Origin of the sequence: Streptococcus oralis subsp. oralis (assembly GCF_002096495.1) — a bacterium.
Lineage (GTDB): Bacteria > Bacillota > Bacilli > Lactobacillales > Streptococcaceae > Streptococcus > Streptococcus oralis_CU.
In genome coordinates this window covers 74,570-99,567 of record NZ_NCUO01000011.1, presented here as the reverse complement: position 1 = coordinate 99,567, position 24,998 = coordinate 74,570, and the positions used below count along the sequence as shown (strand labels likewise).

Annotated in this window: 20 protein-coding genes; 3 read left to right on the top strand and 17 right to left on the bottom strand. The window is 43.9% G+C overall.

Features of this window, described 5'->3' with window-relative positions; translation table 11 throughout:
• Positions 1–52: 52 nt before the first annotated feature.
• Complete coding sequence (locus B7717_RS04045) at positions 53–1,333, bottom strand: glycoside hydrolase family 125 protein (protein ID WP_084944348.1); 1,281 nt, start codon at positions 1,331–1,333, stop codon at positions 53–55.
• 170 nt (positions 1,334–1,503) lie between these two features.
• Here B7717_RS04045 and B7717_RS04040 point away from each other — a divergent pair, with 170 nt between their 5' ends.
• Complete coding sequence (locus B7717_RS04040; RefSeq protein WP_084944258.1) at positions 1,504–3,591, top strand: GH92 family glycosyl hydrolase; 2,088 nt, start codon at positions 1,504–1,506, stop codon at positions 3,589–3,591.
• Between the two features lie 36 nt (positions 3,592–3,627).
• Here B7717_RS04040 and B7717_RS04035 read toward each other — a convergent pair whose 3' ends face one another.
• The 15 genes from B7717_RS04035 to B7717_RS03965 form a co-directional block, all read right to left on the bottom strand.
• Entirely contained in the window at positions 3,628–5,307 is a 1,680-nt protein-coding gene (locus B7717_RS04035; RefSeq protein WP_162287136.1) for an alpha-L-fucosidase, read from the bottom strand.
• A 532-nt stretch (positions 5,308–5,839) separates the two neighbouring features.
• A complete protein-coding gene (gene adcA, locus B7717_RS04030) occupies positions 5,840–7,345 on the bottom strand; it encodes a zinc ABC transporter substrate-binding lipoprotein AdcA (RefSeq protein WP_084944256.1) in 1,506 nt (501 codons plus the stop codon).
• Between the two features lie 9 nt (positions 7,346–7,354).
• Entirely contained in the window at positions 7,355–8,161 is an 807-nt protein-coding gene (locus B7717_RS04025) for a metal ABC transporter permease (RefSeq protein WP_044021562.1), read from the bottom strand.
• Positions 8,154–8,858: a metal ABC transporter ATP-binding protein gene (locus B7717_RS04020; RefSeq protein ID WP_001269482.1), complete on the bottom strand. Its 705-nt coding sequence runs from the start codon at positions 8,856–8,858 to the stop codon at positions 8,154–8,156. Before B7717_RS04020 ends, B7717_RS04025 begins: the two co-directional genes overlap by 8 nt.
• Positions 8,858–9,298 (bottom strand): zinc-dependent transcriptional regulator AdcR, encoded by a 441-nt coding sequence (adcR, locus tag B7717_RS04015; RefSeq protein WP_001249328.1) that lies wholly within the window; start codon positions 9,296–9,298, stop codon positions 8,858–8,860. Before adcR ends, B7717_RS04020 begins: the two co-directional genes overlap by 1 nt.
• Positions 9,299–9,445: 147 nt before the next feature.
• Positions 9,446–11,497, bottom strand: coding sequence for a cell surface ecto-5'-nucleotidase Nt5e (gene nt5e / locus B7717_RS04010; RefSeq protein ID WP_049477597.1), 2,052 nt, complete (start codon positions 11,495–11,497; stop codon positions 9,446–9,448).
• 142 nt (positions 11,498–11,639) lie between these two features.
• Positions 11,640–12,908 carry a D-alanyl-lipoteichoic acid biosynthesis protein DltD gene (gene dltD / locus B7717_RS04005; protein ID WP_000919836.1) on the bottom strand — a complete coding sequence of 423 codons (1,269 nt, stop codon included), beginning with the start codon at positions 12,906–12,908 and terminating at the stop codon, positions 11,640–11,642.
• Positions 12,901–13,140, bottom strand: a complete 240-nt coding sequence (dltC, locus tag B7717_RS04000) for a D-alanine--poly(phosphoribitol) ligase subunit DltC (RefSeq protein WP_000351972.1) — start codon at positions 13,138–13,140, stop codon at positions 12,901–12,903. Before dltC ends, dltD begins: the two co-directional genes overlap by 8 nt.
• Before the next feature lie 13 nt (positions 13,141–13,153).
• A complete protein-coding gene (gene dltB / locus B7717_RS03995; protein ID WP_000970388.1) occupies positions 13,154–14,398 on the bottom strand; it encodes a D-alanyl-lipoteichoic acid biosynthesis protein DltB in 1,245 nt (414 codons plus the stop codon).
• Positions 14,395–15,945, bottom strand: coding sequence for a D-alanine--poly(phosphoribitol) ligase subunit DltA (gene dltA, locus B7717_RS03990; RefSeq protein WP_084944255.1), 1,551 nt, complete (start codon positions 15,943–15,945; stop codon positions 14,395–14,397). Before dltA ends, dltB begins: the two co-directional genes overlap by 4 nt.
• Positions 15,946–15,965: 20 nt before the next feature.
• Complete coding sequence (locus B7717_RS03985) at positions 15,966–16,097, bottom strand: teichoic acid D-Ala incorporation-associated protein DltX (protein WP_008276434.1); 132 nt, start codon at positions 16,095–16,097, stop codon at positions 15,966–15,968.
• Positions 16,098–16,321: 224 nt separating this feature from the next.
• Positions 16,322–17,026, bottom strand: a complete 705-nt coding sequence (locus tag B7717_RS03980) for an MIP/aquaporin family protein (RefSeq protein WP_084944254.1) — start codon at positions 17,024–17,026, stop codon at positions 16,322–16,324.
• Positions 17,027–17,096: 70 nt separating this feature from the next.
• A complete protein-coding gene (glpO, locus tag B7717_RS03975) occupies positions 17,097–18,923 on the bottom strand; it encodes a type 1 glycerol-3-phosphate oxidase (protein WP_000395894.1) in 1,827 nt (608 codons plus the stop codon).
• Between the two features lie 41 nt (positions 18,924–18,964).
• A complete protein-coding gene (gene glpK / locus B7717_RS03970) occupies positions 18,965–20,473 on the bottom strand; it encodes a glycerol kinase GlpK (protein WP_000076796.1) in 1,509 nt (502 codons plus the stop codon).
• 156 nt (positions 20,474–20,629) lie between these two features.
• Positions 20,630–22,057 (bottom strand): helix-turn-helix domain-containing protein, encoded by a 1,428-nt coding sequence (locus B7717_RS03965; RefSeq protein ID WP_049477599.1) that lies wholly within the window; start codon positions 22,055–22,057, stop codon positions 20,630–20,632.
• Positions 22,058–22,221: 164 nt separating this feature from the next.
• On the opposite strand from B7717_RS03965, the gene hslO reads away from it, so the two are divergent.
• Both hslO and dusB read left to right on the top strand, forming a co-directional pair.
• Complete coding sequence (hslO, locus tag B7717_RS03960; protein ID WP_084944253.1) at positions 22,222–23,094, top strand: Hsp33 family molecular chaperone HslO; 873 nt, start codon at positions 22,222–22,224, stop codon at positions 23,092–23,094.
• Positions 23,081–24,061 (top strand): tRNA dihydrouridine synthase DusB, encoded by a 981-nt coding sequence (gene dusB, locus B7717_RS03955; protein ID WP_162285022.1) that lies wholly within the window; start codon positions 23,081–23,083, stop codon positions 24,059–24,061. Before hslO ends, dusB begins: the two co-directional genes overlap by 14 nt.
• A gap of 64 nt (positions 24,062–24,125) precedes the next feature.
• Here the strand turns inward: dusB and B7717_RS03950 are convergent, their stop codons facing one another.
• A complete protein-coding gene (locus B7717_RS03950; RefSeq protein WP_084944252.1) occupies positions 24,126–24,809 on the bottom strand; it encodes a hypothetical protein in 684 nt (227 codons plus the stop codon).
• Positions 24,810–24,998: the final 189 nt, after the last annotated feature.

Genomic DNA, 24,998 nt, shown 5'->3' with positions numbered 1-24,998 from the left:
TAAATGTAAAATTGTGATTCTGACACGAATCGGTGAAACTAAAGCGCGCTCCTTAACGGATATCCAAGTAATCCAAGACCAACTCGCAGAACATCATGTTGGCCCAAGAGAACCATTCACGAGAGTAAAGCGTTGGGTCGTCCACGTGGAAGCTCTCATGCATGACACCTGTCCCACCATCGCAGGCAACGAGCTGATCGAGTAAGAATTTCTTCTCCTCCTTATCTTTTGTTGTCAAGCCTTGGATAGACAGGGCAATGGGCCAGATATAGCGATAGAAGGTATGAGAACTTCCGAGCCCACTAGCATATTCTCCTTGGTAGAAATATGGATTTTCCGGGCTCAGAATGGTACGGCGTGTGGCTTGATACACTTCATCGTTGACATCGCAATAGCCCAGATAAGGCGCCGCCAGCAGACTTGGGACGTTTGGATCATCCATGATGCTAACATTTCCTAGACCATCCACTTCAAAGGCATAAATCTTTTCACCCTTGCTGTTAGTTGTATAAGCGTAATTTTCGATGCCTTCTTGGATTTCAGCTTGCAGGCGTTTAGCGTCTGCCATGATGTTTTGGCTATCAGCTAGGTCTAGTTCTGCAAAGATTTCTTGCACATACCCCAAGACGACTACGGCAAACATATTTGACGGAATCAAATAGCTATACTGACAGCAGTCATCACTCGGACGAAAAGCTGACCAGGTCATTCCTGTCACGGCAAAGTCAGGTCCAAAGCCATCATTTACCAGTGTATCTTCCTTGCGGTCTGTATCGCGGACAAAACGATAAGGTGAATTGTTGTGGTCTTGTTCCACCGTCCAGAGATGAAGAATTTCCTTGGTCGCTGCGACAAAAGTTTCATCAAACTGACTGGTTTCGCCAGTCTCTTTCCAAAGGAGATAAGCCAACTGCAAAGGATAGCAAAGCGAGTCCACCTCATACTTGCGTTCCCAAATCCAGCCATTAAGGTCCGTGTGGTCAGTCTCATGGTGGCCCTTCCAGTTCTCCTCAATGTTAAAGGAGTTGGCATAAGGATCCTTGAGCACCAAGGTCATCTGACGCTTGACCAAACCTGCAATGGTCTGACGCAAGAGAGGATCTCTTTTAGCCACATGAAGGTAGGGTCTAAGTTGTGCTGTCGAATCCCGAAGCCACATGGCAGGAATATCCCCAGTCAAGACAAAAGTTGAGCCATCTTCTAAAATCTCGACCGTATTGTCCAAGGTGTCTGTATAGCAACGCTCGAAGACATCCACCCACTCCGGATGGTCCTTAGCCCGCTCCGCTACTTCGTCTAACCATTTTCTAACAATTTCTTTCGAATAAATCATCATGCAGTTTCCTCTTTCAAACAAGTTTCATGTTCAGTATATAGTTTTTGAGACAGAAAATACATACACAAATGATAGTCATTTTTCTACAAAATTGCTTACTTTCGAACCCCATATCTAAAGGCCTCATTTTTCTGATATAATGTAGAAAAACAGCTAAAGGAAATACCATGAAACCACTACTTGAAACCATCGATACCCGCTTTGGGACTGCTAGCAAGCATGCCTTTTCTCGAGGAAATACCCTGCCTTACACGGGCGTTCCTTTTGGGATGAGTTACTCTGTGCCTCAGACCAGCGACCAGGAGGGAGCTTGGTTTTTCGATCCGCATCTGCCTATCTTTCAGGGGATTCGATTAACCCACCAGCCCAGTCCTTGGATTGGGGACTACTCTTGGTTCCTTCTGACACCTGTCACCGGCCAGCTAGGTGGAGACAGTCTCTTCCATCGTCAGTCTTCCTATGACCTAGATAAGGCCTCCTTCCACCCCCATTATCTGAAGATTTTCTCCCTGCGCTATCAGATTGAAACCCAGCTCACACCGACTTGCTATGGCGCTTCTATTCGTCTAGAGCAAAAGCAAGGCAAAGCCCTCTCCCTCTATCTTCACGCAGTAGATGAACTGACCGTAGAGCAAGTAGATAAGCGAACTCTTTCCCTAAGACAAGAAGGAAAAACAGAGACCAACAAAAATCCTCTGTTACTGTTTACTGCTCTACAAATGAATACAGATATTCTTGCTGTCAGCCAAGAAGGTGGAGACTGGCGAATTGACTTAGCAAGCAGTCAATCCGAGATTCAACTAGCAACTTCTTTCATATCGCCTTCTCAAGCTCTGGTTAATCTACCTCAAGAAGATTTTGATAGCTGTAAAGAAAAAGCCCAAGCGGACTGGGAAAATCTCCTCCATCGTTTTGATATCGTGGAGACAGGGGAAACCGACCGGACCTTCTTTGACCACTGCCTTTACAGACTCTTCCTCTTCCCACAGACTTTTTATGAGGTTGATGAATCAGGGCAAGCCATCCACATGGATATGACTACTGGTACTGTCAAGCCCGGTGTCCTCTTTAGCAACAATGGTTTCTGGGATACCTTCCGCACCACATTTCCCCTCTTTGCCCTTATCATACCGGAACACTATCGTCTCTTTTTAGAAGGCTTTCTCAATAGCTACCGCGATACTGGATTCCTTCCAAAATGGCTAGCTCCAGACGAACGGGGTATGATGCCTGGTACCCTTTTAGATGGCATTATCGCAGATAGCGCCTGCAAGGACATGGCCCCCGACCTAGAAGAAGAACTCCTCCAGGCCATGCTTGAAACAGCCAGCAAGTCCGACCCTCTCGGCATCAATGGTCGCCACGGACTAACCCAATACCAAGAGCTTGGCTACCTCTCTACCGACCACCACGAAAGCGTCAGCCACACTCTAGACTACGCCTATAGTGACTTTTGTATCGCTAGCTGTGCCGAAAAGCTTGGTCAGAATGACATCGCGGAAACTTATAGAACTGCGTCTCAAAATTACCGCCATCTATTTGACGCTAAGACAGGTTACATGCGTGCGCGAGACAGCCAAGGCAACTTCCGCCCTGACTTCTCTCCCTATAGTTGGGGACGCGACTACGCCGAATGCTCTGCCATTCAAGCGACTTTAGGCGTCCTCCATGACATCCCAGGCTTAATCCAGCTTATGGGTGGAAAAGAAGCCTTCAGCAATTATCTTTTGAAAGCCTGTCAGGACGCTCCTCTCTTTGAGACGACTGGCTATGGTTACGAGATTCACGAGATGAGCGAGATGGCTACCGCTCCTTTTGGGCAAATCGCCATTTCCAACCAGCCTAGCTTCCACATTCCATATCTCTTTCGCTATAGCAACTATCCAGACTACACTGCTCTACTCATCAAGTCGATACGTCAGAAAGCCTTTCACCCCAGCTGGCAAGCCTATCCTGGCGATGAGGACAATGGCAGTCTCTCTGCTTGGTATATCTGGTCAGCTCTCGGATTCTATCCGACCTGTCCAGGAAAACCCAGTTACGACCTCGGAATCCCTCTCTTTGATCACCTCCGTATCTACCTGGCTAAGGAAAATAAATGGCTGGATATCCATGCCGAGCAAAACCACAGCCATTTCAACTTTGTCAAAGAATGCCGACTGGACAAGACCATAGTATCTAGCCTTCAACACCAAGACCTCTTGAAAGCTGAGCAACTGACCTTCACCCTCAGCTGGCTACCAAATCACTCCTAACCAAAAGAACCTTTGCATCGCGCAAAGGTTCTTCTTTTATGAAACTTGGACCTGAAGCTGGTCAACCAGCTGACTCTCTACTGTCAAATTCAGATAAAAATCTAAGCTTTTATCTCCTGCAAAATACAAGGTTGGTAGCGTCAGCCTTTTTTCAGTCTCACCAGCTTGAAACGTAAGGACTTGAATCTCGTCCCGATAGGCGACACCATGCACACCTGTCCCTGGTTGAATCGAAATCTTAGCTTCTAAAGGACTGCTAAATTCTATGCGCTTCACTGTAAAGTGGACATTTTCTCCCTTGGTCACAGCGAGAATTTTTTCTGAAAACTCTAGTTGCTGAACAGTTTCTTTTTTCGACAAGGTAGGTGTTTTATAGAGTGAAATCTTGGTCAACAAAGGCAAAGCCTGTGCCTCTGTAATGGTCACGCGTATCTTCTGCGCCTCAACGACTGATCCTCGTAAGAGACGTTTGTAGCCAACAGTATAACCAGATCCAAACTCCTGCCAGACACCATTCAACTCTACCTGAACATGGAAAGCAGCGATGCGTTGCCCCAACTTCAAATCTTCTCTTAACTCAATCACATCAAAAGTTTTAGGTGATCCTAAATCAAGCTCTAATTGGATTGGCAACTCTGCATCACTTGCCCAAGAACTAGCCTCCAGTCCATCTGTCAGATGATGACAAGCAAAGTCTGGTGATAGAGCAGGGCCGTATACCTTGGCTCCCAAAGCCAAATCTTCTTTATAGAGCTCGTCACGGTAGGCAGCAAATTCATACAGTCGCCGGATATCCTTTTCGTCAAAGAGTCCATCTTGGTTTGGCGGAATATTGAGTAAGAGAGGTGTACCCCGACCCACCGAGTGAAAGTAGATTTCGACCAATTCCTCGAGAGACTTGGGGTCCTGATCCTCATGGTAAAACCAGCCCGGCCGAAGAGAAACATCTGCCTCACCGATTGAAAATAGCGTCCCAAAGGGGTCTCCGTGCTGTAGATAATCTAATTCCGCCTCTGTTCCTAACTGGTCTGGCTTGACTTTTTGCCACAAGGGATCCCCTGCATAGCCTCGTTCATTGCCAATCCAGCGAATACTAGTTCCCTCAGTTGAGAAAATCAAACAATCGCCCTGCAAGTCACGAATGGTTTCAAACCAAGTCTCAAACTCATAGTTGACCTTCTGGGCCCCTTCGCCTCGAGCACCATCCATCCACACCTCAGTGAGCTTGCCGGCATTCCCATAGGCAGGATTTGACAAGATTTCCTTCAACTGATCCAGATAATAGGCATTGTAGTCCGCTTCTCGGTCCACATGATAGAGGGGACTATGGGCATCCCAAGGAGATAAATAAACTCCCATATCCATGTCAAACTCAGTTGCAGCTTGGGAAACTTCAAGGAGCAAGTCCCCCTTTCCATCCCTCCAAGGACTAGCCTTGATCGAATAATCTGTGTGGGATGTCGGGTAGAGAACAAAGCCATCGTGGTGCTTCACCACCAAAATCAGCTTTTTAAAACCCGTTTCTTTAAGCACTCGAACCCATTCACGCGCATCCAACTTAGTCGGGTTAAAACGCATAGGATCCTCTTGCCCACTTCCCCATTCCTGGTCATAAAAGGTATTGGGACCAAAATGGATAAAGGCAGCTAGTTCATCCTCTAAATAATCCAGCTGGGCCTGACTTGGTAATGGTCCATGCGGTTTTATGTTCGTCATCATCTCACATCTCTTTCTCTTGTTCACAAAATTATCCACAACTTGTGGATAAGAAAACATGCCTAAAAACTAGTTTCTCCAAAATCCAGCTCTTAGACTTAGAGGCCTTCACCCCTAAACAGACCTTTGTCAAACAGCTCTGTACTAGGGTTTCTACTAGCTCTCTAGCAAGTTACTAATGTACGGAACTAGTATCAGGGTGCTTCAACACCCTGAGTTATATGTCATTTTCCCCTAGACTTATCCACAGACTGTGAATAAACTAGTGTTCCAGACCGCTCTCTCCTTGACTATAACAAAAAGCGATAGCAGCGTCAATATGACTAAGCTCCCTTCCTAAATCCCCTGAAAAGATTCTATAATTTGTACAATCGTAGCTTTTGCATTCGCCAGCTAGTGAGAATCAGCCAGTAGAAAATGACCTCTTTATCACATTGTGAACAGCACAGCTGTAGTACTATAGCGCCCACAACCTACTCAGATAATCGTTTCTAGCAAAAAATCCCGCAGATTTGCGGGATTCTCTCTTGCATCAATGCGCCAACATTTCTTGGGCGATTTCTTGGCCAGATAGGTTATCTGGGTAATAGGTTGGCCAGTTATCCATCTCCTCAAAGAGGGCTTCTTGGCTGGTGCCTCCAAAGAAGATATGGAAATGTTCTGCCTTGACTGGGGCGATATTGTGGTCACTAAACTGAACATACTTGAACTGTCCAGCGTCCGCATCTGTCGCTTCAAAGAGGAAACGCACGCCACGATTGCCTTTCTTATAAGTCAAGATTTTCTTGCCGACATACTTATACGTAAATTTCTTACTTTGTCCACCTTGAACAAATTCCATAGTGTTGTCCGTAATGTTGATTTTAGTCACATCTGTCTGATAGCCTTTTCTATAGTAGGCCTTGTACTCATCCTTGGTCATCTTGCCAGTCAACTTAGCCTTGTAGTCAAAGACTTGATCAAACGTACCATCTTCAAGGAAAGGATAGACCGACTGCCAGTTGCCTACATAGTCACTCAAGGTACGGTCTTTGACATCTGCATCCTCAAAGTAACCATTGTGAACTGTCTTGGTATTTTCTTCCTTCTCTGGCTCGATTTCCGGTCCTTCTTGGTCCGTTGTCTGTTTCAAAGCCTTGAGGTTTTTCTCCATCACGGAGATATAGTCCTCACCAGCCTTGGTTGCTTCTTCTGTTAGACTTTCTAGCGGATTGAGCACGTCTAGTTTGACACCTGTTTCTTTTGAGAGTGTATTAGCTAGGGCTTGTGAGGCATTTTCTTCAAAGTAGATATAAGAAATCTTGTTTTTCTTAATATACTCTGTCAATTCTGCCAAACGTGCTGCTGATGGTTCTGCATCTGGTGAGAGACCTGAGATGGATACTTGCTTGAGACCGTAGTCCAAGGCAAGGTAGTTAAAGGCAGCGTGCTGGGTCACAAAGCTCTTTTGTTTGGCTTGAGACAAGCCATCTGTGTAGGCCTTATCCAATGCTTGCAATTTTTCAATATAGGCAGCTGCATTCTTCTCAAAAGTCTCTTTTTTATCAGGATAATCTGCTGACAAGCTGTCACGGATATGTTCTACTAGTTTAATGGCACGAACTGGTGATAGCCAAACATGGGGATCGTAGTCGTGATGGTGACCTTCACCACCATGATCATGCCCTTCCTCTTCTTCCTCACCACCTGGCAAGAGGAGCATATCACCTGTCGCCTTGATGGTTTTCACTTTTTTCTTATCCAAGGATTCTAACAATTTTGGAACCCAAGTTTCCATGTTTTCATTTTCATAGACAAAGGTATCTGCATCTTGGATTTTGGAAACTGCCTTGGCAGACGGTTCATACTCATGGGGTTCTGTACCAGCACCGATTAGAAGTTCTACATTAGCAGTATCTCCTGCGACTTGCTTGGTAAATTCGTAGACAGGGTAAAAGGTTGTCACGATATTTAGTTTCCCATCTGCCTGTTTTTGATTGGAACAAGCCACTAAAAACAGGGCACATAGACTAGCCAGTAGTAAGCTCAGTTTTTTCATTTCATTCTCCTATTTGATAAAACGTTTCAGTAGACTGACTAACAAAAAGACAGCTACAAAGATAATGGTGATACTAGCGCTGGCAGGTGTTTCCGCATAGTAGGAAATATAGAGACCTGCCACCATTCCCAAAAAGCCAATAGCGCTGGCTAGTAACATAACGGATTTGAAGTTTTTCCCCAGACGAAGGGCAATGCTAGCTGGCAAGACCATAATGGTCGACACCAAAAGGGCTCCTGCAGCTGGAATCATAAGGGCAATGGCCACCCCTGTCACCATGTTAAAGAGGATAGACATGGTCCGCACTGGAAGTCCATCTACAAAAGCCGTGTCCTCATCGAAGGTCAGGATATACATTGGTCGCAAGAATAAGAAAGTCAAGAGTAAAACGACCGCCGCAATGGCAAAGAGGAACATCACCTGCTCCTGGCTAATAGTCACAATAGACCCAAAGAGATACTGGTCTAAACTCATGGAGCTCGAACTTTTGCCCTTACTCATCACGATAAGAGACACTGCAAGTCCTGTTGACATGAGGATGGCAGTCCCGATTTCCATAAAGTTCTTATAGACTGTACGGAGATACTCCAGAAAGACAGCAGCGATCAAGACAATAGCAATGGTTGAAATAGTTGGAGAAATCCCCAAAACCAGACCAAAGGCTACCCCTGATAGAGAAACGTGACTGAGGGTATCGCTCATGAGACTCTGACGACGTAAGATAAGGAAGGTCCCAAGAACTGGAGAAAAGAGACTCATGGCAATGACCGCCAAGAAGGCACGCTGCATAAAGTCATAGGATAACAAACTAAGCATGGTCCACCTCCTGGTCGCTTTCGTGAACGTTAAAACAACGCCATGGCGAATCTTGGTTACGAACTAGATGAATATTGCGATCCGCATAGTCCTTGACCTCCTCAGGGTCATGGGTAATCATCAAAACAGCCTTGCCATGATGGTGGGCACTATGGTGCATGAGTTCGTAAAATTCATTTTTGCTTCCAGCATCCATCCCTGTTGTCGGCTCATCCAGGACAAAGATATCTGGGTCAGAAGCAAACATCCGAGCAATCACTGCTCGTTGCTTTTGCCCTCCCGAAAGGGAGCCAATTCGTTTGTCACGGTGTTCCCACATACCAACTGAGTCTAGACTGGCCTTGATATGCTCCTCATCATGGGCGTTCAAACGACGAAACCAGCCCTTTCGAGGATAGCGGCCCGACTTGACAAATTCATAAACCGTACTTGGAAAACCAGCATTAAAACTGGCTATCTGCTGGGGAAGATAGGCTATCCTAAGTTTTTTCCCATGAGTATTTGTCTTTGAGATGGTTACCTTGCCAAATCTTGGCTGCAAGATGCCTAGACTCGCCTTGATAAGCGTCGTCTTGGCAGCTCCATTTTCACCAGTCAGGGTGACAAACTCCCCGCTATCAACACTGTAGTTGATGTGCTCGAGGACAGGCTCTTTGTCATAATAGAAAGACAAGTCCTCTACTGTAATATACCGCATTATTTGATTTCTCCTACTAAAGCAGTTAAAAACCGCTGGATAACTTCTTGTTCATTTGGAGTAAACTGACTTGCTACTTGTTCATAGGCTAAGAGCGTGTGTTCATGATGATGGTGGTGTTCCTCTGCCACTGGTCGAGCTAGTTCTGTCAGTTGGTAAAAAATCACACGCGCATCCTTTGGATCTCTGGATGTCTCTAACATGCCCTCTTTGACCAAAGATTTGATAGCCTTGGTCACTGCCGCCTGACTGACATTAAGGCGACGGGCCAACTCCGAGTTGGTTAGGGATTCTTCTGACAAGAGCATGAGGATGTGTTCCTGAGTATTGGTCAAGGCTACGTCACTTGTGCAATGCCCAATCAGAATTTCATGCTGGTTCTCAGATCTCAAGATCACCTCGTTTAAAAAGTTATCGATTTCCTGTGCAAGCTGTCTCATGTGTTACTCCTTCCCTAGCTATCTTTTCGTAAAAAATAGAGATAGTCACCGATTCTTTACTGGTTAATTATATCATAAACCAAAAAAGAGTCAAGGGAAAAAGGCGTAAAAACGTTTCCTTAGACTCTTCTAGATGTAAAATTTAACCTATTTTTGCTTTGGTTTTCGGCTCGATAAGATCCCTGCCAAACCAGCTACCATTCCCATCAAGAGCAAGAAGATGGACTGTTCGCTTCCTGTATTTGGGAGGGCTTTTTCTGAGACAACTGCCTTCTTGCTAAATTGACCTGCCACCTCATAAGTCAATGGCACATTTGTAGTCGCATCGTTAGCAGCCGCATTCGTTTGAGGCGTTTCTACCGGCAGACTAAAGGTTGTAGAATCCACAGAAATCGTCCGTGAGTTCGGATTGATCTTTTCATACTGGGTCAAATCAGCTGTTTTAAGATACTCTTCAAAGGCTGCATCCATAGAAGGACCTTCTTCTCGCGCACCACCTAACATCGTGTAGCCATCACCACCCGCAGCTAGGAAATCATTGGTTGCAAGATAGTAAGTTTTTGCGAGGTCCAGGAGATCATAACGACCAGTCGCACGGTTTTTAACCTGGATAGCCAAGACACGTTTGCCTGATGGGAGGTTGGTATCATAGTAGACCTTCACACCTGAAACTTGCAAGAAGCCACCACTTGGTTCTAGCAATGGTTGTCCGTTCTCATCCAAGACCTTCTTGCCATCCTTATCGACCTGCAAGATAGATCCGAGTGATTTTTCAAACATATCCAAAACTTGTTGCCCCGTCACTTGGATTTGTGAGATAGTATTCCCAAATGGAAGAACGGCAATGACATTTCCTTTAGTGATCGGTTTGCCTTTTGCAATGGTTTCACGCAAACCACCACCATTTGTCACAGCGATGTCTGTCGGATGGCTAAATCCTGTTTGACCATATTGATAGAGAGAGTCTGCCACGACGTTTCCGAGGTTGGTTTCACGAACCCGAACATTTTCACGATCACCGTTTAGTTCTACAGGGCTGTTTGAAACGACTTCAACAGCATTTTCAGCATCGTATTTTTGTTTAATGTCTTTGACTAGTTTTTCAACTGTTGGATTGGCTGGTAATTTTTTAGCATCAGCAGCCGGAATCTGAGTTGGATTACCCAAAAGCTGACGTGATTTGTAGATAACCTTCCCAACATTATGAAGGTAGCTTCCTGTTTGGTTATAGGTAACATTGTCGCCATAAGTTGTGGAAGCTACCGTATGAGAATGCCCATCAATAACTGTCACACGTTTGCCTTTAAGACGAGGATTTTTAGAGAGAGCTTCTGCCAAAGTTGAACCACGCCATTCGACTGGAGTTGTGGTATCTACACCGAGGTGAGCAAGCACAACATAGTGTTTGTAGTCCTTACCTTCTGCACGAGCCTTGGCTTGGACTTCTTCGATAACCTTATTCACCTCGGAGATTGGATCTGTAAAGGTTACCCCTTTGACATTTTTAGGGTGAGTTTTGGTAGCTGTTTCAGGTGTTGTCACGCCGATTACAACAAACTCATCACCTTCCACAGTCTTATCTTTATCAACGATTGTAGAAGCTTCAAAAAGACGAGCTCCATTGACATAAGTATTTGAGCTAAGTAATGGGAATTTCAAGATTTCCTTGTATTTCTTAGCTTCGTCCAAACCAAAGTCAAACTCATGGTTTCCTACTGCCATGGCATCATACTGCATCTTATTAAGAATTTCAGCACGCGCTTCACCCTTCGTAGAGTTGGAAATCGGTAAACCTTGGAAAGCATCTCCCGCATCAACAACTAGAGTATTTTGATTTGATTTCGCACGTTCCTGCTCGATGACAGTCGCTAATTTAGCATCTCCAATAACTCCCTTTTCCTCTACGATACGACCGTGGACATCATTGGTGTGCAAGATAACGGTGTCCTTTTCTTCGCTTTTAGGAGATTCAACAGGAGCTGACGGAGCTTCTGCAGGTGCAACTGCTTCTGAAGTTGCCGAAGTTTCCGGTACCGCAGGGCTCTCAACAGGAGCTGGAGTCGCCGACGTAGCAGGAGTCACTACGACAGCTGAACTTTCTGCAGGAGTTGTTGCTTCTTCAGCATAGACTTGTCCAGCTAAGAAGGCTGGAGCTAACAGGGCTGTCGACAAGACAGGTAACAAAGAACGTTTGTTCATTTTAAAATCCCTTTCTTTTCTTTTTCTCTTTTATATTATACGCTATTTCTAAAAATTTTGAAACTTTCGACCTATTTTCATCTTAAATATTCGCCATTTAAACAAAAAAGCTTGGGTTTAAATCCCAAACTTTTAGCTTATTTTATTGGAAATCTTTGATATTCCCATCATAGGTCGCCCAGTCCTTGCTAAAGAAGCGGTCATTCATCTTGTAGTCTGGAGCTGGTTTCGGATCCGTCAAGAAAGGATTGACAACCTTATCAAAAGCCAGCCAACCTAACCATCCTAGATGAATGGTATCCTTAACAAAATAAGGGTCCCCTCCATTTTTTGAAAAATCAGCAATATTGGTAAAACCCTGACTTTCTAATTGGTAACGAATTTTCTCCACTGCATGCTGGTACATCTCTTCGCTGAGCCCTGTGTACTCCATCCACTTCTTGTTAACCGGCTGAATGACAAAGAGCACATTGACATTCGACTTAGCAAATTGATTGAGGACCAGCTGCAAATCATTATATTCAGAGGACTTGAGGAAGTTGTAATTTTTTTGATATCCTTCCCATTTTTTTAAATCCTTTTGAATCTCTCTCGTATAGAAATGATTTTCCATCCCCATATCGTTATTGGTCGTATTTGCTTCTGCGTCCTTACGAACAATTTTTTCTAACTCCTCATAAGAAAATTGATCCGGAAGATCTTTTAAATAGTTCTCCACGTGTTCCTTGTACTTGAGTTGTCCTCGAATGGAGAATTGTCCAAAGAGAGCGGATTGTTTTTCGTTGAATCGCGCAAAAAGATCAATAGCAACCTGATCAACATCTGATAATTCTTCACCCTTTGACAGTTTTTGAACAATGCCTTTTAATGCAACATTAGGATTCTGCTTTAACAATCGAATAGCCGCATGCTTTGCAGCAATGTCACCAGATTGATTTCCCAAAAAAGCTGTCAATTGGTCACTGTTAAAAAATCTCTGAAACGCTGCGGGTTCATAATCTGTCTCCGTAAACCACTGAGGCGAAATCACAAATACAGCCTGCTTATTCTCTATTTCTGGCAAAATTTGCTGTAGGCCAAAATATTGATTGAGAGAGGCTGCTCCTGCTTGACCTAGAAAGTAAGGACGATAGGGACGATGGTATTTTTCCGCTAAAACAGCTGGATGGACACTATCAAATCGAATCCATTCACTGGACCCTAGAAAAGGAATAAAACGCATATTTGGATCCGTAAGAGCCCTTACTTTTTGGCTTCTCTCTTTAAAACTCTCTGCACTAACAGAAGCCGCCGAATATTTCTCCTCCGTCAGATTATGGCTTGTTGTACCTGGATAAAAAAAGATGAGTAGAAGAACCAAAAATCCAGCAATGAAGATAGGCCCGAAGATCAGCCACAAGCGTTTAAGCATTCTTCAACTCCGTAATACCTTCTACGATTTTATTAGCCGTATTCCAGTCATCACGACCGAACTCCGTCACTGGAACACGAATGTCAAAACGGTTTTCAATCTCCACAATCAATTCAACCGTTCCCATGCTATCCAAGACACCGGCATCAAAAAGATCTTCATCCATCATGTCAGAAACATCTTCCATAAACAACTCATCAATAATTTCAATAACTTCTGATTTGATATCCATTTTTTACATCCTTTTATTTTTTAAACCATAAATCATTCAAAAATCCAGAAAAGATTAAGAATGAAACCATCACGACATGGAAGGTGACAACCATGCCAAGTAACTGAATCCAGCGATTCTCAGGTAAGGAACCCTTTCCAGCTTTTTTCCGTTCTTTATTGAGCGCTTTTTTCTTACGAACCCAAGCGTCATTGATGACTAGCCCAATCCCATGAAAAAGCCCGTAGGCGATATAGTACCAGGTCACACCATGCCAAAATCCCATAATCAGCATATTGAGAATATAGGCTACACTTGAGGTCACATTGCGATTTTTAAAGACCTTCTTTCTGGTCAACACCATGACCATCCGCATAAAGACAAAATCACGGAACCAGAAAGACAGACTCATATGCCAGCGATTCCAAAACTCTTTTAAATCCCTTGACAAAAAGGGCTTGTTAAAGTTGATAGGACTATGAATCCCCATCAAGTTTGAAATGGCTAAGGCAAACATAGAGTAGCCCGCAAAGTCAAAGAAGAGCTCCAGACCAAAGGTGTACATGACCGCTAAAGCGTAGAGGTTAAAGAAACCACCTGTCTGCAAGGCCAAATTTTTCAGCGGAGGCAATAATGTCTCTCCTAAAATGTGAGCCAAGATAAACTTGTAGAGGAAGCCAAGCATGATATATTTGACAGCCTCTTCTAGCATATCCATCAGCTCATCCCGCTCAGGAATGGTCTCGTAATTTTCATTGAAGCGTTTAAAACGATCAATGGGACCACTTGAGAAAGTCGGCATAAAGAGAAGAAAACGTAAGAATTGCCAGATCGTTAATTCCTTGATGACACCGTCTCTCAACTCAACGATAACCCCAACTGCACGAAAGGTCAAGTAAGAAATCCCTAAAAATCCAAACAAAGATTGAGGTCCATGAATAGCAGGAGATACTTTCACAAAGACGATTGGCAATAGGGATAAAAAGCTAACCAGGTAAAATATCCATTTACTATCCCGTTGTTTCCTGTACCTTTTGTAGAAAGATACAAGAAGTACTTGCCAGATAACATAAAGGATAAGAGCGATTATTTGATTCGTCTTTCCACCGACCAACATGGTGACGATAAAGAAGAGACTAACGAGCACCTCGTACAAGGCAAAACGTTTCTTGAAAAAAAGACCAATAAAGATAGGTAAAGTCGCAGCAATTACGTATAAAAAGTACTGAAGATCACCATAAGGTTCCAAATGAGGTAGCTGTTTATAAAGCTCCATCATCTACTGTTTACCTCGTTAATCAAGCCCTTGATATCAATTTTACCATTAGGCGTTAGTGGTAAACTGTCTCGATAGAGAAACTTAGACGGCATCATATAGGACATCATGATATCTGCTAGGTCTTCCTTGATAGCCTTGGTAATATCGATATCACGCTCAAACTGCTGACGGACACCGTCTTTTAGGATGACATAGGCCAGTAGATTTTGTACCTTGTGGTCCTTGTTATAACGTGGGACAGCAACAGCCGACTCGATAAAGCGAGACTTGTTGAGGTTTTGAGAGACATCTTCCAGCTCAATGCGATAACCATTAAACTTAATCTGGAAATCCATTCGTCCACCATAGAGAAGCAAGCCCTCATCTGTCATGGTTCCTACATCCCCTGTGTGGTAGGCTGGAAGACCTTCGAACTCAAAGAAAGCTTCTGCCGTTTTTTCAGGATTATTCATATAGCCTTTTGAAACAGCTGGTCCAGAAATGATGATTTCTCCCTGTTCACCATTTGGAACTTTCTTACCTTCCCCATCAATGATAAAGGTCGGAGAATCCGCCTTGGTATAGCCGATTGGTAGACGTTTCATAGTTTCTAGCATCTCATCTGTAATTGCCACTGCCGATAAAGCCACTGTCGCTTCTGTCGGGCCGTAGGCATTGATGATACGGGCATTTGGGAAACGCTCACGCAGTTTTTGAGCTGTTTTGACAGTTAATTCTTCCCCATCAAAGTAGAAATGCGTGATTCCTGGCATTTTCTCACTATTAAAGTCTTCTGACAACATGGCCATATCTGCAAAGGACGGTGTTGAGGTCCAGATAGCAATGGGCAAGGAAAAAATTGTCGCAAAGAGTTTTTTGAAGTCCTGAGTAATGGCTGAAGGAAGAGCGAAAAGCGTACCACCCAGTGCCAAGGTTGGCGCCCAATACATGACAGATAGGTCAAAAGAATAAGGGGGCTGAGCCAGCATTTGTGGACGACTTGGCGTCGCAAATTCCTTATCTGTAATCATCCAGTTGGTAAAGCTGAGGAGATTATCCTGGGAAATCTGCACTCCCTTAGGCTTACCAGTCGTACCAGAAGTAAAGATGATGTAGTAGTTGTCATCCCCCTTGACTGGATGGGTCATCTCGTAGCTGGAAGCTTGAGCAAAAGCTTCATGGACTTGCTCCAAATTCAGCATCGCTGTGCTAGTTTGCTCTAATGGAAAATCTGAGATGGCAATAATCAAGCTTGGCTCTGCAACTTCTACGATAGCAGCTACCCGTTCCAAGGCCGAATGGCTATCAATTGGAATGTAGGCATGACCTGACTTAGTTAGCGCTACAAAGGTAGCCAACATCTCATATTCCTGTCCGCCAAAAACGACGACTGGAGATTTCTCAGGCAAGCCTAGTTGATCGATGGTTGCAGCCAAACTATCCGAATCAGCCTTCAGATCACCATAAGTATGTTCTTGACCTAAAACATTGTAGACAGGATATGTTGGTTGCGTTTGAGCAAAGTGCTCAATCGTTTCAATCATATCTTTTATCGGTTTATTAAACACTGTTCCTCTTCTCCTTTAAACTAGAACTCATTATAAATAAAGGTGCCTTGGCTCTGACCAAGGTAACTAAAAAAATAAAGCAAACCAAGCAAGATTACAAAATATAGAGCCGTCCGGCCTAAGAATACATGTAAATTTCGTTGTTTTTTCATAAGCTATCCATTAATATATTATTTCTATTAACTATCAGTATGTATTGTTAGCATCTTATCTTCCTAACATTTTACCACTTTATCAACCTTTTTTTCAACTGTTTACCATAACTTAAAAATTGGTTTTAGCTTATTTTAAGATAAGTTAAAATATTAATGTTTTGGCCATCAAAAAAGAGCCTGAGATTTCCATCTCAAACTCTGTTGCCAATAACTCTTTTATCTTAGAAAAGTGAAAATACGAGAACTGCTAAGGCCGCACCAACAATAGGTCCTACAACAGGAATCCAAGCATAAGACCAGTCTCCATCTCCCTTGTTTGGAATTGGAAGAATGCTGTGCATGATACGAGGTCCAAGGTCACGAGCTGGGTTCAAGGCATAACCCGTTGTCCCACCTAGTGAAAGACCGATACCGACAATCAAGGTCCCCACTGCAAAGGTCCCTAATCCTGCCTGAAGGTCATAGAGTCCCAAGGCAAAGATTGTCAAGAGCAAAACAAAGGTTCCAAGAATTTCACTGATCAAGTTTGACACAGTATTTTTGATTGCTGGTCCAGTACTAAAGGTCGCTAGGATATTGCCTGCATTTTCTTCTGCTTCATAGTGCGGTTTGAATTGCAACCAAACTAAAATTTGAGCAAGCATCGCTCCAGCGAACTGAGCTAGGATATATGGGAATACCGAAGCCCAAGGCAAGTCACCTTTTAAGGCTACACCAAACGTCACAGCTGGGTTTAAGTGTGCAGGACTAAGTTTGCCAGATACAAAGACGGCAACCGCAACGGCGATCCCCCATCCCATCGTGATGACGATCCATCCTGAATTGTTACTCTTGGTTTTGGGAAGAACCACACCTGCTACAACACCATTTCCTAGGAGGATAAGGATCAAAGTCCCCAAAAATTCTCCAAATAATTCTTTCATCATATCGTTGTCTCCATTTAAAAGAAGGAGAGAGAAGGCAAGGAAAGCTTACCTCCCTCTCTTCTAGTTTTTCTTAATTTTTTAATGCCGCTAAATCGTTGTTAGCAAGTGCTGCTTCAACATCCGCACGGTAGGCTGCTTTTTCTTCTTCGGTCCAATCATAGAATCGTCCCATTTCATCCAGAACTGGCTCAACGATGCTATCTAAACTATCACGCATAAAGAGCATGTGGTTGGTACGACGAAGGAGGAAGTCAACTGGGCTAAGAGCCAATTCATTGCGCATTGCATAGTGAAGGGACAAGGTGTCTGCCAAGCTGAGTCCTGGCGCCTGTTCCAAGCTGTGAGCAAGGGCGAAGACCTTCGGTGCATTTGAACCGTAAAGATTTGCGAGATAGTGAGCTTCCTTGCTATCCAAACCACGTGAAACTCCAAGTTGAGCAAAGGCCTCAATTTCTGAGTCCACATTTGCTGGGTTCAATTCTCCACCTGAAACAGGATAAGTCTTCGAGTTGATCAGTTTAAAGCTACGGTCAAATTCTGCTTTGAGGATATCAACCACGCGCTCCATAGCCCCTTCAGCCATCTTACGGTAGTCTGTGATTTTACCACCAGCAAGGGTCAACAGGCCATTGTCATCACGGTCCAAGCTCGAACCACGTGAAACGGCAGATGGGTCCAAATGTTTCTCAGATGTGCTGCTTTCAAGCTTGCTGACAGCAGACTCAACATCTTCACGCGATTTTTCTTTCGATAGATAAGCCTCGACAGTCGCAATCAAGCTATTGAAGCTTTCGTCGCTAATGGTTCCGTTATTTCCGCCGTTGTAGTCAGAAGCGCTATTGCCTGCGATCAATGGACGAAGACCAGCCCAGCTACTTTCGATATCATCAATGGTGATGTTTGCTTCTGGGAAGCGGTTGTTAACAATGCCAAGTAGATAATCCACATCTTCCTGCGTCACTTTTGGATGTTCCAAATCACCTGTGTAGTCTGTATCGGTTGTACCAAAGTAGGTCTTGTTTTCACGGGGGAGAACAAAGACCATCCGGCCATCTCCCAAACCTGTGTCAAAGTAAACTGGCTGTGAAACCTTGATCTTACTAGAGTCAACCACCAAGTGAACTCCCTTGGTTGGACGCATTTGTGAGAATTGCGTTCCCTTATTAGACAAATTACGTACCTTGTCACTCCAAGGACCTGTCGTATTGATAACCAAACGAGCCTTGATTTCAAAGACTTGGTCTGTCAACAAATCACGAGCTACAACACCTGTAATCTTGCCACTTTCGTCAAAGAGGAAGCCTTCTGCCTTAACGTGGTTGGCAATGAGGGCACCGTCTTGATTGGCACGTTTGATGTTTTCAATCACGAGACGCGCATCGTTATTACGGAAGTCAAGGTAAACCCCACCTCCTACCAAGCCTTCTTTCTTCAAGTTTGGCTGGCGTTCCAAGACTTCTTCTTTGCTCAAGACCTTGTTAGCAGCTGGCGTATTGCTGACACCTGCCAAAAGGTCGTACAAGTCCATGGCTACTTTGAGACGGAAGAGGCTAAAGGTCGCTCCATCTTCGTCGTAAACTGGCAAGAGCATTGGATCTGGTTTTGGAATATGTGGAGCGATTTGTTGAACCACTGCACGTTCAGAAACTGTATCTGATACCACTTCCACGTCGAATTGTTTGAGGTAACGCAGACCTCCGTGGACCAATTTTGTTGAACGGCTAGATGTTCCTTCTGCGAAGTCCTGCATTTCAATCAAACCAGTGTCAAGACCACTGGCTGCAGCCTGCAAAGCTACACCAGCTCCTGTAATCCCCCCACCAATAATCAAGAGATCCAGGGTGCGTTCCTGCATTTTTTTAATTGACAATTCACGTGTTTTCTTTGAAAATTCCATATTTACACACTTTCTAACTGAGTCGCTTTATTCTTCCAGTATTAGTCATCGATTTCCGCAAAGACTTGCGTTGCTTTCACAGCCTTCTTCCAGCCCTTGTAGAGTTGTTCCTTGCGCGATTCGTTCATGGATGGCTCAAAGAGTTCTCCTGTCTCGTTCAAGAGTTTCAACTCGTCCAAATCCTTCCAGTAACCCACTGCCAAACCAGCTAGGAAGGCTGCACCTAAGGCAGTTGTTTCCAAGTTTTTAGCACGGGCAATATCGATTCCCAAAATGTCAGCCTGGAACTGCATGAGGAAGTTGTTCATAGCAGCACCACCATCGACTTTGAGGACTTGAATAGCAGTCTGCGCATCCACCTGCATGGTATCGATGATGTCACGTACTTGGTAAGCGATGGATTGCAGAGTAGCCTTGATAAAGTCTTCTTTGCTTGTTCCACGAGTTAAGCCAAAGACCGAACCACGAGCATTTTGGTTCCAATATGGAGCACCTAGACCTGTAAAGGCAGGTACGACATAAACTTCGTCATTGTTGTGAGAATTGAGAGCATATTTTTCAGACTCTGGTGAATTTTCAACCATGCGAAGTCCATCACGAAGCCACTGAATGGCACTTCCTGCGATGAAGATAGAACCTTCCAAGGCATAGTAAACCTTGCCGTTGATTCCATAACCAATCGTTGTCAAAAGGTTGTTTTCAGACAACTGCATCTCTTCACCAGTGTTCATAATGATGAAAGAACCTGTTCCATAAGTATTTTTGACCATACCTGGTTCAAAGGCCAACTGACCGAAGAGGGCTGCCTGTTGGTCCCCAGCCATACCTGAAATTGGTACTTCTCCACCGTAGAAATGGAATGGAGCAGTCTTGCCGTAGATTTCAGAGTTAGAACGAACTTCTGGAAGCATAGCCTTAGGAATGTTGAGGATTTCCAAAATCTCATCATCCCATTTGAGTTCTTTAATATTATAAAGCATGGTACGAGCCGCATTGGAGTAGTCCGTTACGTGAGCCGCACCGTCAGTCAATTTCCAAACCAACCAAGTATCGATAGTACCAAAGAGCAATTCTCCTTTTTCTGCTCGCTCTTGAGCGCCTTCTACATGGTCCAAAATCCAACGAACCTTGGTAGCTGAGAAGTAAGCATCAATGATCAAACCAGTCTTTTCATGGAATTTTTCCACATAACCTTGGCTTTTTAGTTGTTCAGCCAGAGGTGCTGTCTGGCGTGATTGCCAAACGATAGCATTATAGATAGGGAGCCCTGTTTTCTTATCCCAGACGACAGTTGTTTCACGCTGGTTGGTAATCCCGATTGCTTCGATTTGACTTGGTTTCACACCACTTTCGATGAAAGCACCCGCGATAACTGACTGAACAGAGTTCCAAATTTCATTGGCATTGTGCTCTACCCAACCTGCTTGAGGGAAAATCTGAGTGAACTCTTTTTGACTAGAGCTGACTTTTTCTCCTTTTTTGTTAAAAATGATGGCACGAGAACTGGTCGTTCCTTGGTCAATGGCCATGATGTATTTTTCTTGTGACATGTGCTGTCCTCCTGATAAAATCTTGAGGGGGTCCCTCTTTACAGTAACTAGTATACAAAATAAAGCGCTTTCTTGTTCATCAATTTTTTTTAAATTTTAAAAAAATGTGAGGAGATTGTGCGAATTTCACAAAAAAGACCTGAAAATTCAGGTCTTTTAGGCAAAGAGCATCTGACGAATCTTTGCCAAATCCTCCATATCCAAGTCGTTTTTTAAATAATAGATCGGAGTCTGTTCTTTCTTATGAATAGGGTTGTTGGTAATCAACAAATCATAATGTCGACTGGGGTCATAGGCTTCAATAGTAATGAAACGATTGTATTCCAAATACCGTTTCAAAAGGGCAGCCATCCTAGAAAAGACAAGGAAACCAGATGTCAAATCCAGACCAATCCTCATATGTTGGCCACCATTTTCTGCCATATACTCTATCAACTGGAGCCATTCCCAGAGAATTTTCTTATCCAAATCCGTCCCCTGCTGAAAGGCAGGTATAGCATGAAAAATTCTCTCTGCAGTCCCTCTAAAATCATGTTCCATCAGCAAATAGGGATGACGATTCTCTGTCTGGTATCTGTACTGATCTTGCAAGATATAGCCCTTGTAGAGATAAACTTGACCACAAAGCTGGCTGAGTTCATAGGTGACATGGTCCTCTGTATAGTCCCCCAGCAGCTCCTCCTTCTTCATCTCTTGAATCAATTGCGTCAGCAAATCGGCTAATTGCCCTCCAAAACCAAGGATATACTCCATAGTATGAAGGGGCAAGATACGATGGGAAAGGAGAAATGAAAAGAATACCATCATCTCACCATCCTCAGTTCCTAGAGGGATATGTTGCCCAGCAAAAAAGGACGGAGCCTTTCTCAGCAAACGAAGGTAGAAAATATTGTCAAAATACCCTCGCATTTTTTCTTCTATGACTTGAAACTGACAGGCGTTAACCCGAAGGCGCTGTTGACTGATGTGAACCCAGAGAACCAAGTCCAGTTTCTGACCTGAAGACAAGCTAGCACCGCAGATTTCTTCTAAGCTGGCAATCTCCTGCTTTCTCTCTGGCTTCTGCATATGTCCTTCCCATTCCTGACTGGACCACAACTTGCGAAAAAGACAGAAATAGAAATAGCGAATCTGATGCTCCGGACCTCGCCAACGGCCATTTTGGATGGATAAGTCAAACTCTGACAAAATCTGATTTAGACTAGCTAAGTGGCGACCAAGCGTGGCCTCGCTAATCATCAATTCTTGAGCCAACTGATGAGCTAGAAACTGTTGGTGATAGAGAAGGTAAACCAAAATTTGGTACTTAATGGCATTGTCTAGAAACAAGCTCCGAATCTCTCTCCCCTTGGTAGCTGCACCAATCGACAAGCGCAGATTTTCATCTTCCAAGTGGATGGTCAGCTCTAATCCTCTTTCCAAGGCATTTTCGTTAATCAGAGAGATATACTTGGTTAAGGTCGCCTTTGAAAAACCTGTTTCTTCCATGGCTTCCTTGACTGTTGTCTGCGAATCTTGTAATAGAAAGGAAAGGACTAAAAATTGGCCAGATTCGGCTTTTTCCATCAAATCACCTAAATACATTTGTTACCCCTTTCATTTTCTCCTTCAAGCATAGCATAAATCTTTCAAATGCTGAAATAATCTGTTTCTCATTTTATTTTAAGGTTGATTTCCTCGTCATTATTCCACAGAAACAGCAAACACACAGCTCCCCCTTTGGGCATTTTTATGCTAAAATAGTAGCTATGGATAAAATTATTAAAACTATATCAGAAAGCGGAGCCTTTCGTGCTTTTGTCCTTGATAGCACTGAAACCGTCCGCACTGCTCAAGAAAAACATCAAACCCAAGCCAGTTCAACCGTCGCACTTGGTCGCACCCTTATCGCTAGCCAAATTCTCGCAGCTAATGAAAAAGGAAATACCAAACTAACGGTTAAAGTTCTTGGAACAAGCTCTCTCGGTGCCATCATCACGGTCGCAGATACCAAGGGAAACGTCAAAGGCTACGTTCAAAATCCAGGTGTTGACATCAAAAAGACTGCAACGGGTGAAGTCCTAGTCGGACCTTTTGTTGGAAACGGTCAATTTCTCGTTATCACAGACTACGGTACTGGAAATCCCTACAACTCCATGACTCCCCTCATCTCTGGGGAAATCGGTGAAGACTTGGCATACTACCTGACTGAAAGCCAACAAACCCCTTCAGCAGTCGGCCTCAATGTTCTTTTGGATAAAGACGACAAGGTCGAAGTTGCCGGAGGTTTCCTTCTCCAAGTGTTGCCAGGAGCCAAGGACGAGGAGATTGCTCGCTTTGAAAAACGCATCCAAGAAATGCCAGCCATCTCAACCCTTCTGGAAAGTGACGACCATATCGAAGCTCTCCTCAAGGCTATCTACGGTGACGAATCCTACAAACGTCTATCTGAAGAAGAAATCCGTTTCCAATGTGACTGCAGCAAAGATCGCTTTATGAACGCTCTTGCCAGCCTTCCAAATTCAGACCTTGAGGAAATGAAAGAGGAAGACCACGGGGCAGAAATCACTTGTCAATTCTGCCAAACAACTTATAACTTTGATGAAAACGACTTGGAGGAACTCATTCGTGACAAATCTTAATACATCTTTTATGATTGGCAATGTTGAGATTCCCAATCGTACTGTTTTAGCACCCATGGCTGGCGTGACTAACTCAGCCTTTCGTACCATCGCAAAAGAGCTCGGTGCAGGACTTGTTGTCATGGAAATGGTCTCTGACAAGGGAATCCAATACAACAATGAAAAAACCCTGCACATGCTTCATATCGATGAAGGCGAAAACCCAGTTTCTATCCAACTTTTTGGTAGTGATGAAGACAGCCTCGCTCGCGCAGCAGAATTCATCCAAGAAAATACTAAGACCGATATCGTCGATATCAACATGGGCTGCCCAGTTAACAAAATCGTGAAGAACGAAGCTGGCGCTATGTGGCTCAAGGATCCAGACAAGATCTACTCTATTATCAACAAGGTCCAATCTGTCCTTGATATCCCCCTCACTGTCAAAATGCGCACTGGCTGGTCTGATCCATCCCTAGCCGTGGAAAATGCCCTCGCTGCTGAGGCTGCAGGTGTCTCTGCCCTCGCTATGCACGGCCGTACCCGTGAACAAATGTACACAGGTCACGCAGACCTTGAGACTCTTCACAAGGTTGCTCAAGCTTTGACCAAGATTCCATTTATCGCAAATGGTGATATCCGTACGGTCCAAGAAGCCAAACAGCGTATCGAAGAAGTCGGGGCTGACGCTGTCATGATTGGTCGCGCAGCCATGGGAAACCCCTATCTCTTCAACCAGATCAACCACTACTTTGAAACAGGAGAAATTCTCCCTGACTTGACATTTGAAGACAAGATGAAAATCGCCTACGAACATTTGAAACGCTTGATTAACCTCAAAGGAGAAAACGTAGCCGTTCGTGAATTCCGCGGTCTCGCTCCTCACTACCTCCGGGGAACATCTGGAGCTGCCAAACTTCGTGGAGCCATTTCACAAGCTAACACCCTAGCAGAGATTGAAGCCCTCTTGCAATTAAACAAAGCATAATAGAAAAAACCGTAACTCGCTTGGAGTTTACGGTTTTTTAGATTCTAGGAAAACCTAGATACTATTATTGAATCAAGGCAACGCTTGAAACTTTACCATCCGCACCTGTTGTAATTTGGATGATTTTTCCTCCACCGATTTTGGCATTATACTTGCCATCATCAAGAGTGTAAGAGTAGCCTCTGATAGAATAGTTTTCTTTCTTTCCATCTGCAGTTTCTACTGTGAATTGCCCTCCTGATGAAACCGTAATCGTTTCGCCATTCGCTCCCTTCCAGTTACCTGCTGCAGCTGAGAAGTCACCATCCACCATGGTTAAAACTCCCTTGTAGCGTTTGTTGTGTTCTGCTTGCTTGTCTTGAAGTTTGCGGTCAGTTGTTGGATCATAGCTTGACTGGTTAGACTGGGCTTGAGAACCTTGCTGAGTTGACGGAGCCTGAGAAGGGGCTTGTTGACTAGGAGCTGCTTGTTCTTGTCTTGATTCAGGTGCTGGTTTCGCTTGTGACTGATCTGCCGTTGTAGAAGACTGACCTGAAGATGCCTGAGCCTTTTCAGATGAAGCTGAGCTTGAAGATTTTTGAGTCTTACTTTCTTTGCTAGAAGAAGCTGCTTTGGAGCTTGATGATTGACTTGTCTTTGCAGAGCTACTGGTTTGAGTGGTTTCGTTTTTATTTCCACAAGCTCCTAGTAGCAAGGTAGAAGCCAATACAGTCGCTGCCATCAATTTGATATAGGTTTTCTTTTTCATTTTTCTACTCCTTTGTAACATTTTTGAAATGTTAAGAAATCTTTTTGTAATATAATTGTAACATTGGGCTTTGAATCTGTCAACTATTTAGAGAAACTATTTTAAAAAATTTCTCTCTACTATCTCTATTCGTAATCGAAACGAAAAAATAGGAAAATTTTTTAGATTAGAGCTATTTTTTTACATCCT

What these genes read in the sequence shown, in the direction of transcription:
- B7717_RS03965 (WP_049477599.1), bottom strand. Translation starts at nt 22,057, where the DNA reads ATGTATTTAGGTGATTTGATGGAAAAAGCCGAATCTGGCCAATTTTTA.
- B7717_RS04035 (WP_162287136.1), bottom strand. Translation starts at nt 5,307, where the DNA reads ATGACGAACATAAAACCGCATGGACCATTACCAAGTCAGGCCCAGCTG.
- B7717_RS03950 (WP_084944252.1), bottom strand. Translation starts at nt 24,809, where the DNA reads ATGAAAAAGAAAACCTATATCAAATTGATGGCAGCGACTGTATTGGCT.
- B7717_RS04025 (WP_044021562.1), bottom strand. Translation starts at nt 8,161, where the DNA reads ATGCTTAGTTTGTTATCCTATGACTTTATGCAGCGTGCCTTCTTGGCG.
- nt5e (WP_049477597.1), bottom strand. Translation starts at nt 11,497, where the DNA reads ATGAACAAACGTTCTTTGTTACCTGTCTTGTCGACAGCCCTGTTAGCT.
- dltC (WP_000351972.1), bottom strand. Translation starts at nt 13,140, where the DNA reads ATGGATATCAAATCAGAAGTTATTGAAATTATTGATGAGTTGTTTATG.
- B7717_RS04045 (WP_084944348.1), bottom strand. Translation starts at nt 1,333, where the DNA reads ATGATTTATTCGAAAGAAATTGTTAGAAAATGGTTAGACGAAGTAGCG.
- B7717_RS04040 (WP_084944258.1), top strand. Translation starts at nt 1,504, where the DNA reads ATGAAACCACTACTTGAAACCATCGATACCCGCTTTGGGACTGCTAGC.
- dltD (WP_000919836.1), bottom strand. Translation starts at nt 12,908, where the DNA reads ATGCTTAAACGCTTGTGGCTGATCTTCGGGCCTATCTTCATTGCTGGA.
- B7717_RS04020 (WP_001269482.1), bottom strand. Translation starts at nt 8,858, where the DNA reads ATGCGGTATATTACAGTAGAGGACTTGTCTTTCTATTATGACAAAGAG.
- adcR (WP_001249328.1), bottom strand. Translation starts at nt 9,298, where the DNA reads ATGAGACAGCTTGCACAGGAAATCGATAACTTTTTAAACGAGGTGATC.
- glpK (WP_000076796.1), bottom strand. Translation starts at nt 20,473, where the DNA reads ATGTCACAAGAAAAATACATCATGGCCATTGACCAAGGAACGACCAGT.
- B7717_RS03985 (WP_008276434.1), bottom strand. Translation starts at nt 16,097, where the DNA reads ATGAAAAAACAACGAAATTTACATGTATTCTTAGGCCGGACGGCTCTA.
- B7717_RS03980 (WP_084944254.1), bottom strand. Translation starts at nt 17,026, where the DNA reads ATGATGAAAGAATTATTTGGAGAATTTTTGGGGACTTTGATCCTTATC.
- dltB (WP_000970388.1), bottom strand. Translation starts at nt 14,398, where the DNA reads ATGATGGAGCTTTATAAACAGCTACCTCATTTGGAACCTTATGGTGAT.
- adcA (WP_084944256.1), bottom strand. Translation starts at nt 7,345, where the DNA reads ATGAAAAAACTGAGCTTACTACTGGCTAGTCTATGTGCCCTGTTTTTA.
- hslO (WP_084944253.1), top strand. Translation starts at nt 22,222, where the DNA reads ATGGATAAAATTATTAAAACTATATCAGAAAGCGGAGCCTTTCGTGCT.
- glpO (WP_000395894.1), bottom strand. Translation starts at nt 18,923, where the DNA reads ATGGAATTTTCAAAGAAAACACGTGAATTGTCAATTAAAAAAATGCAG.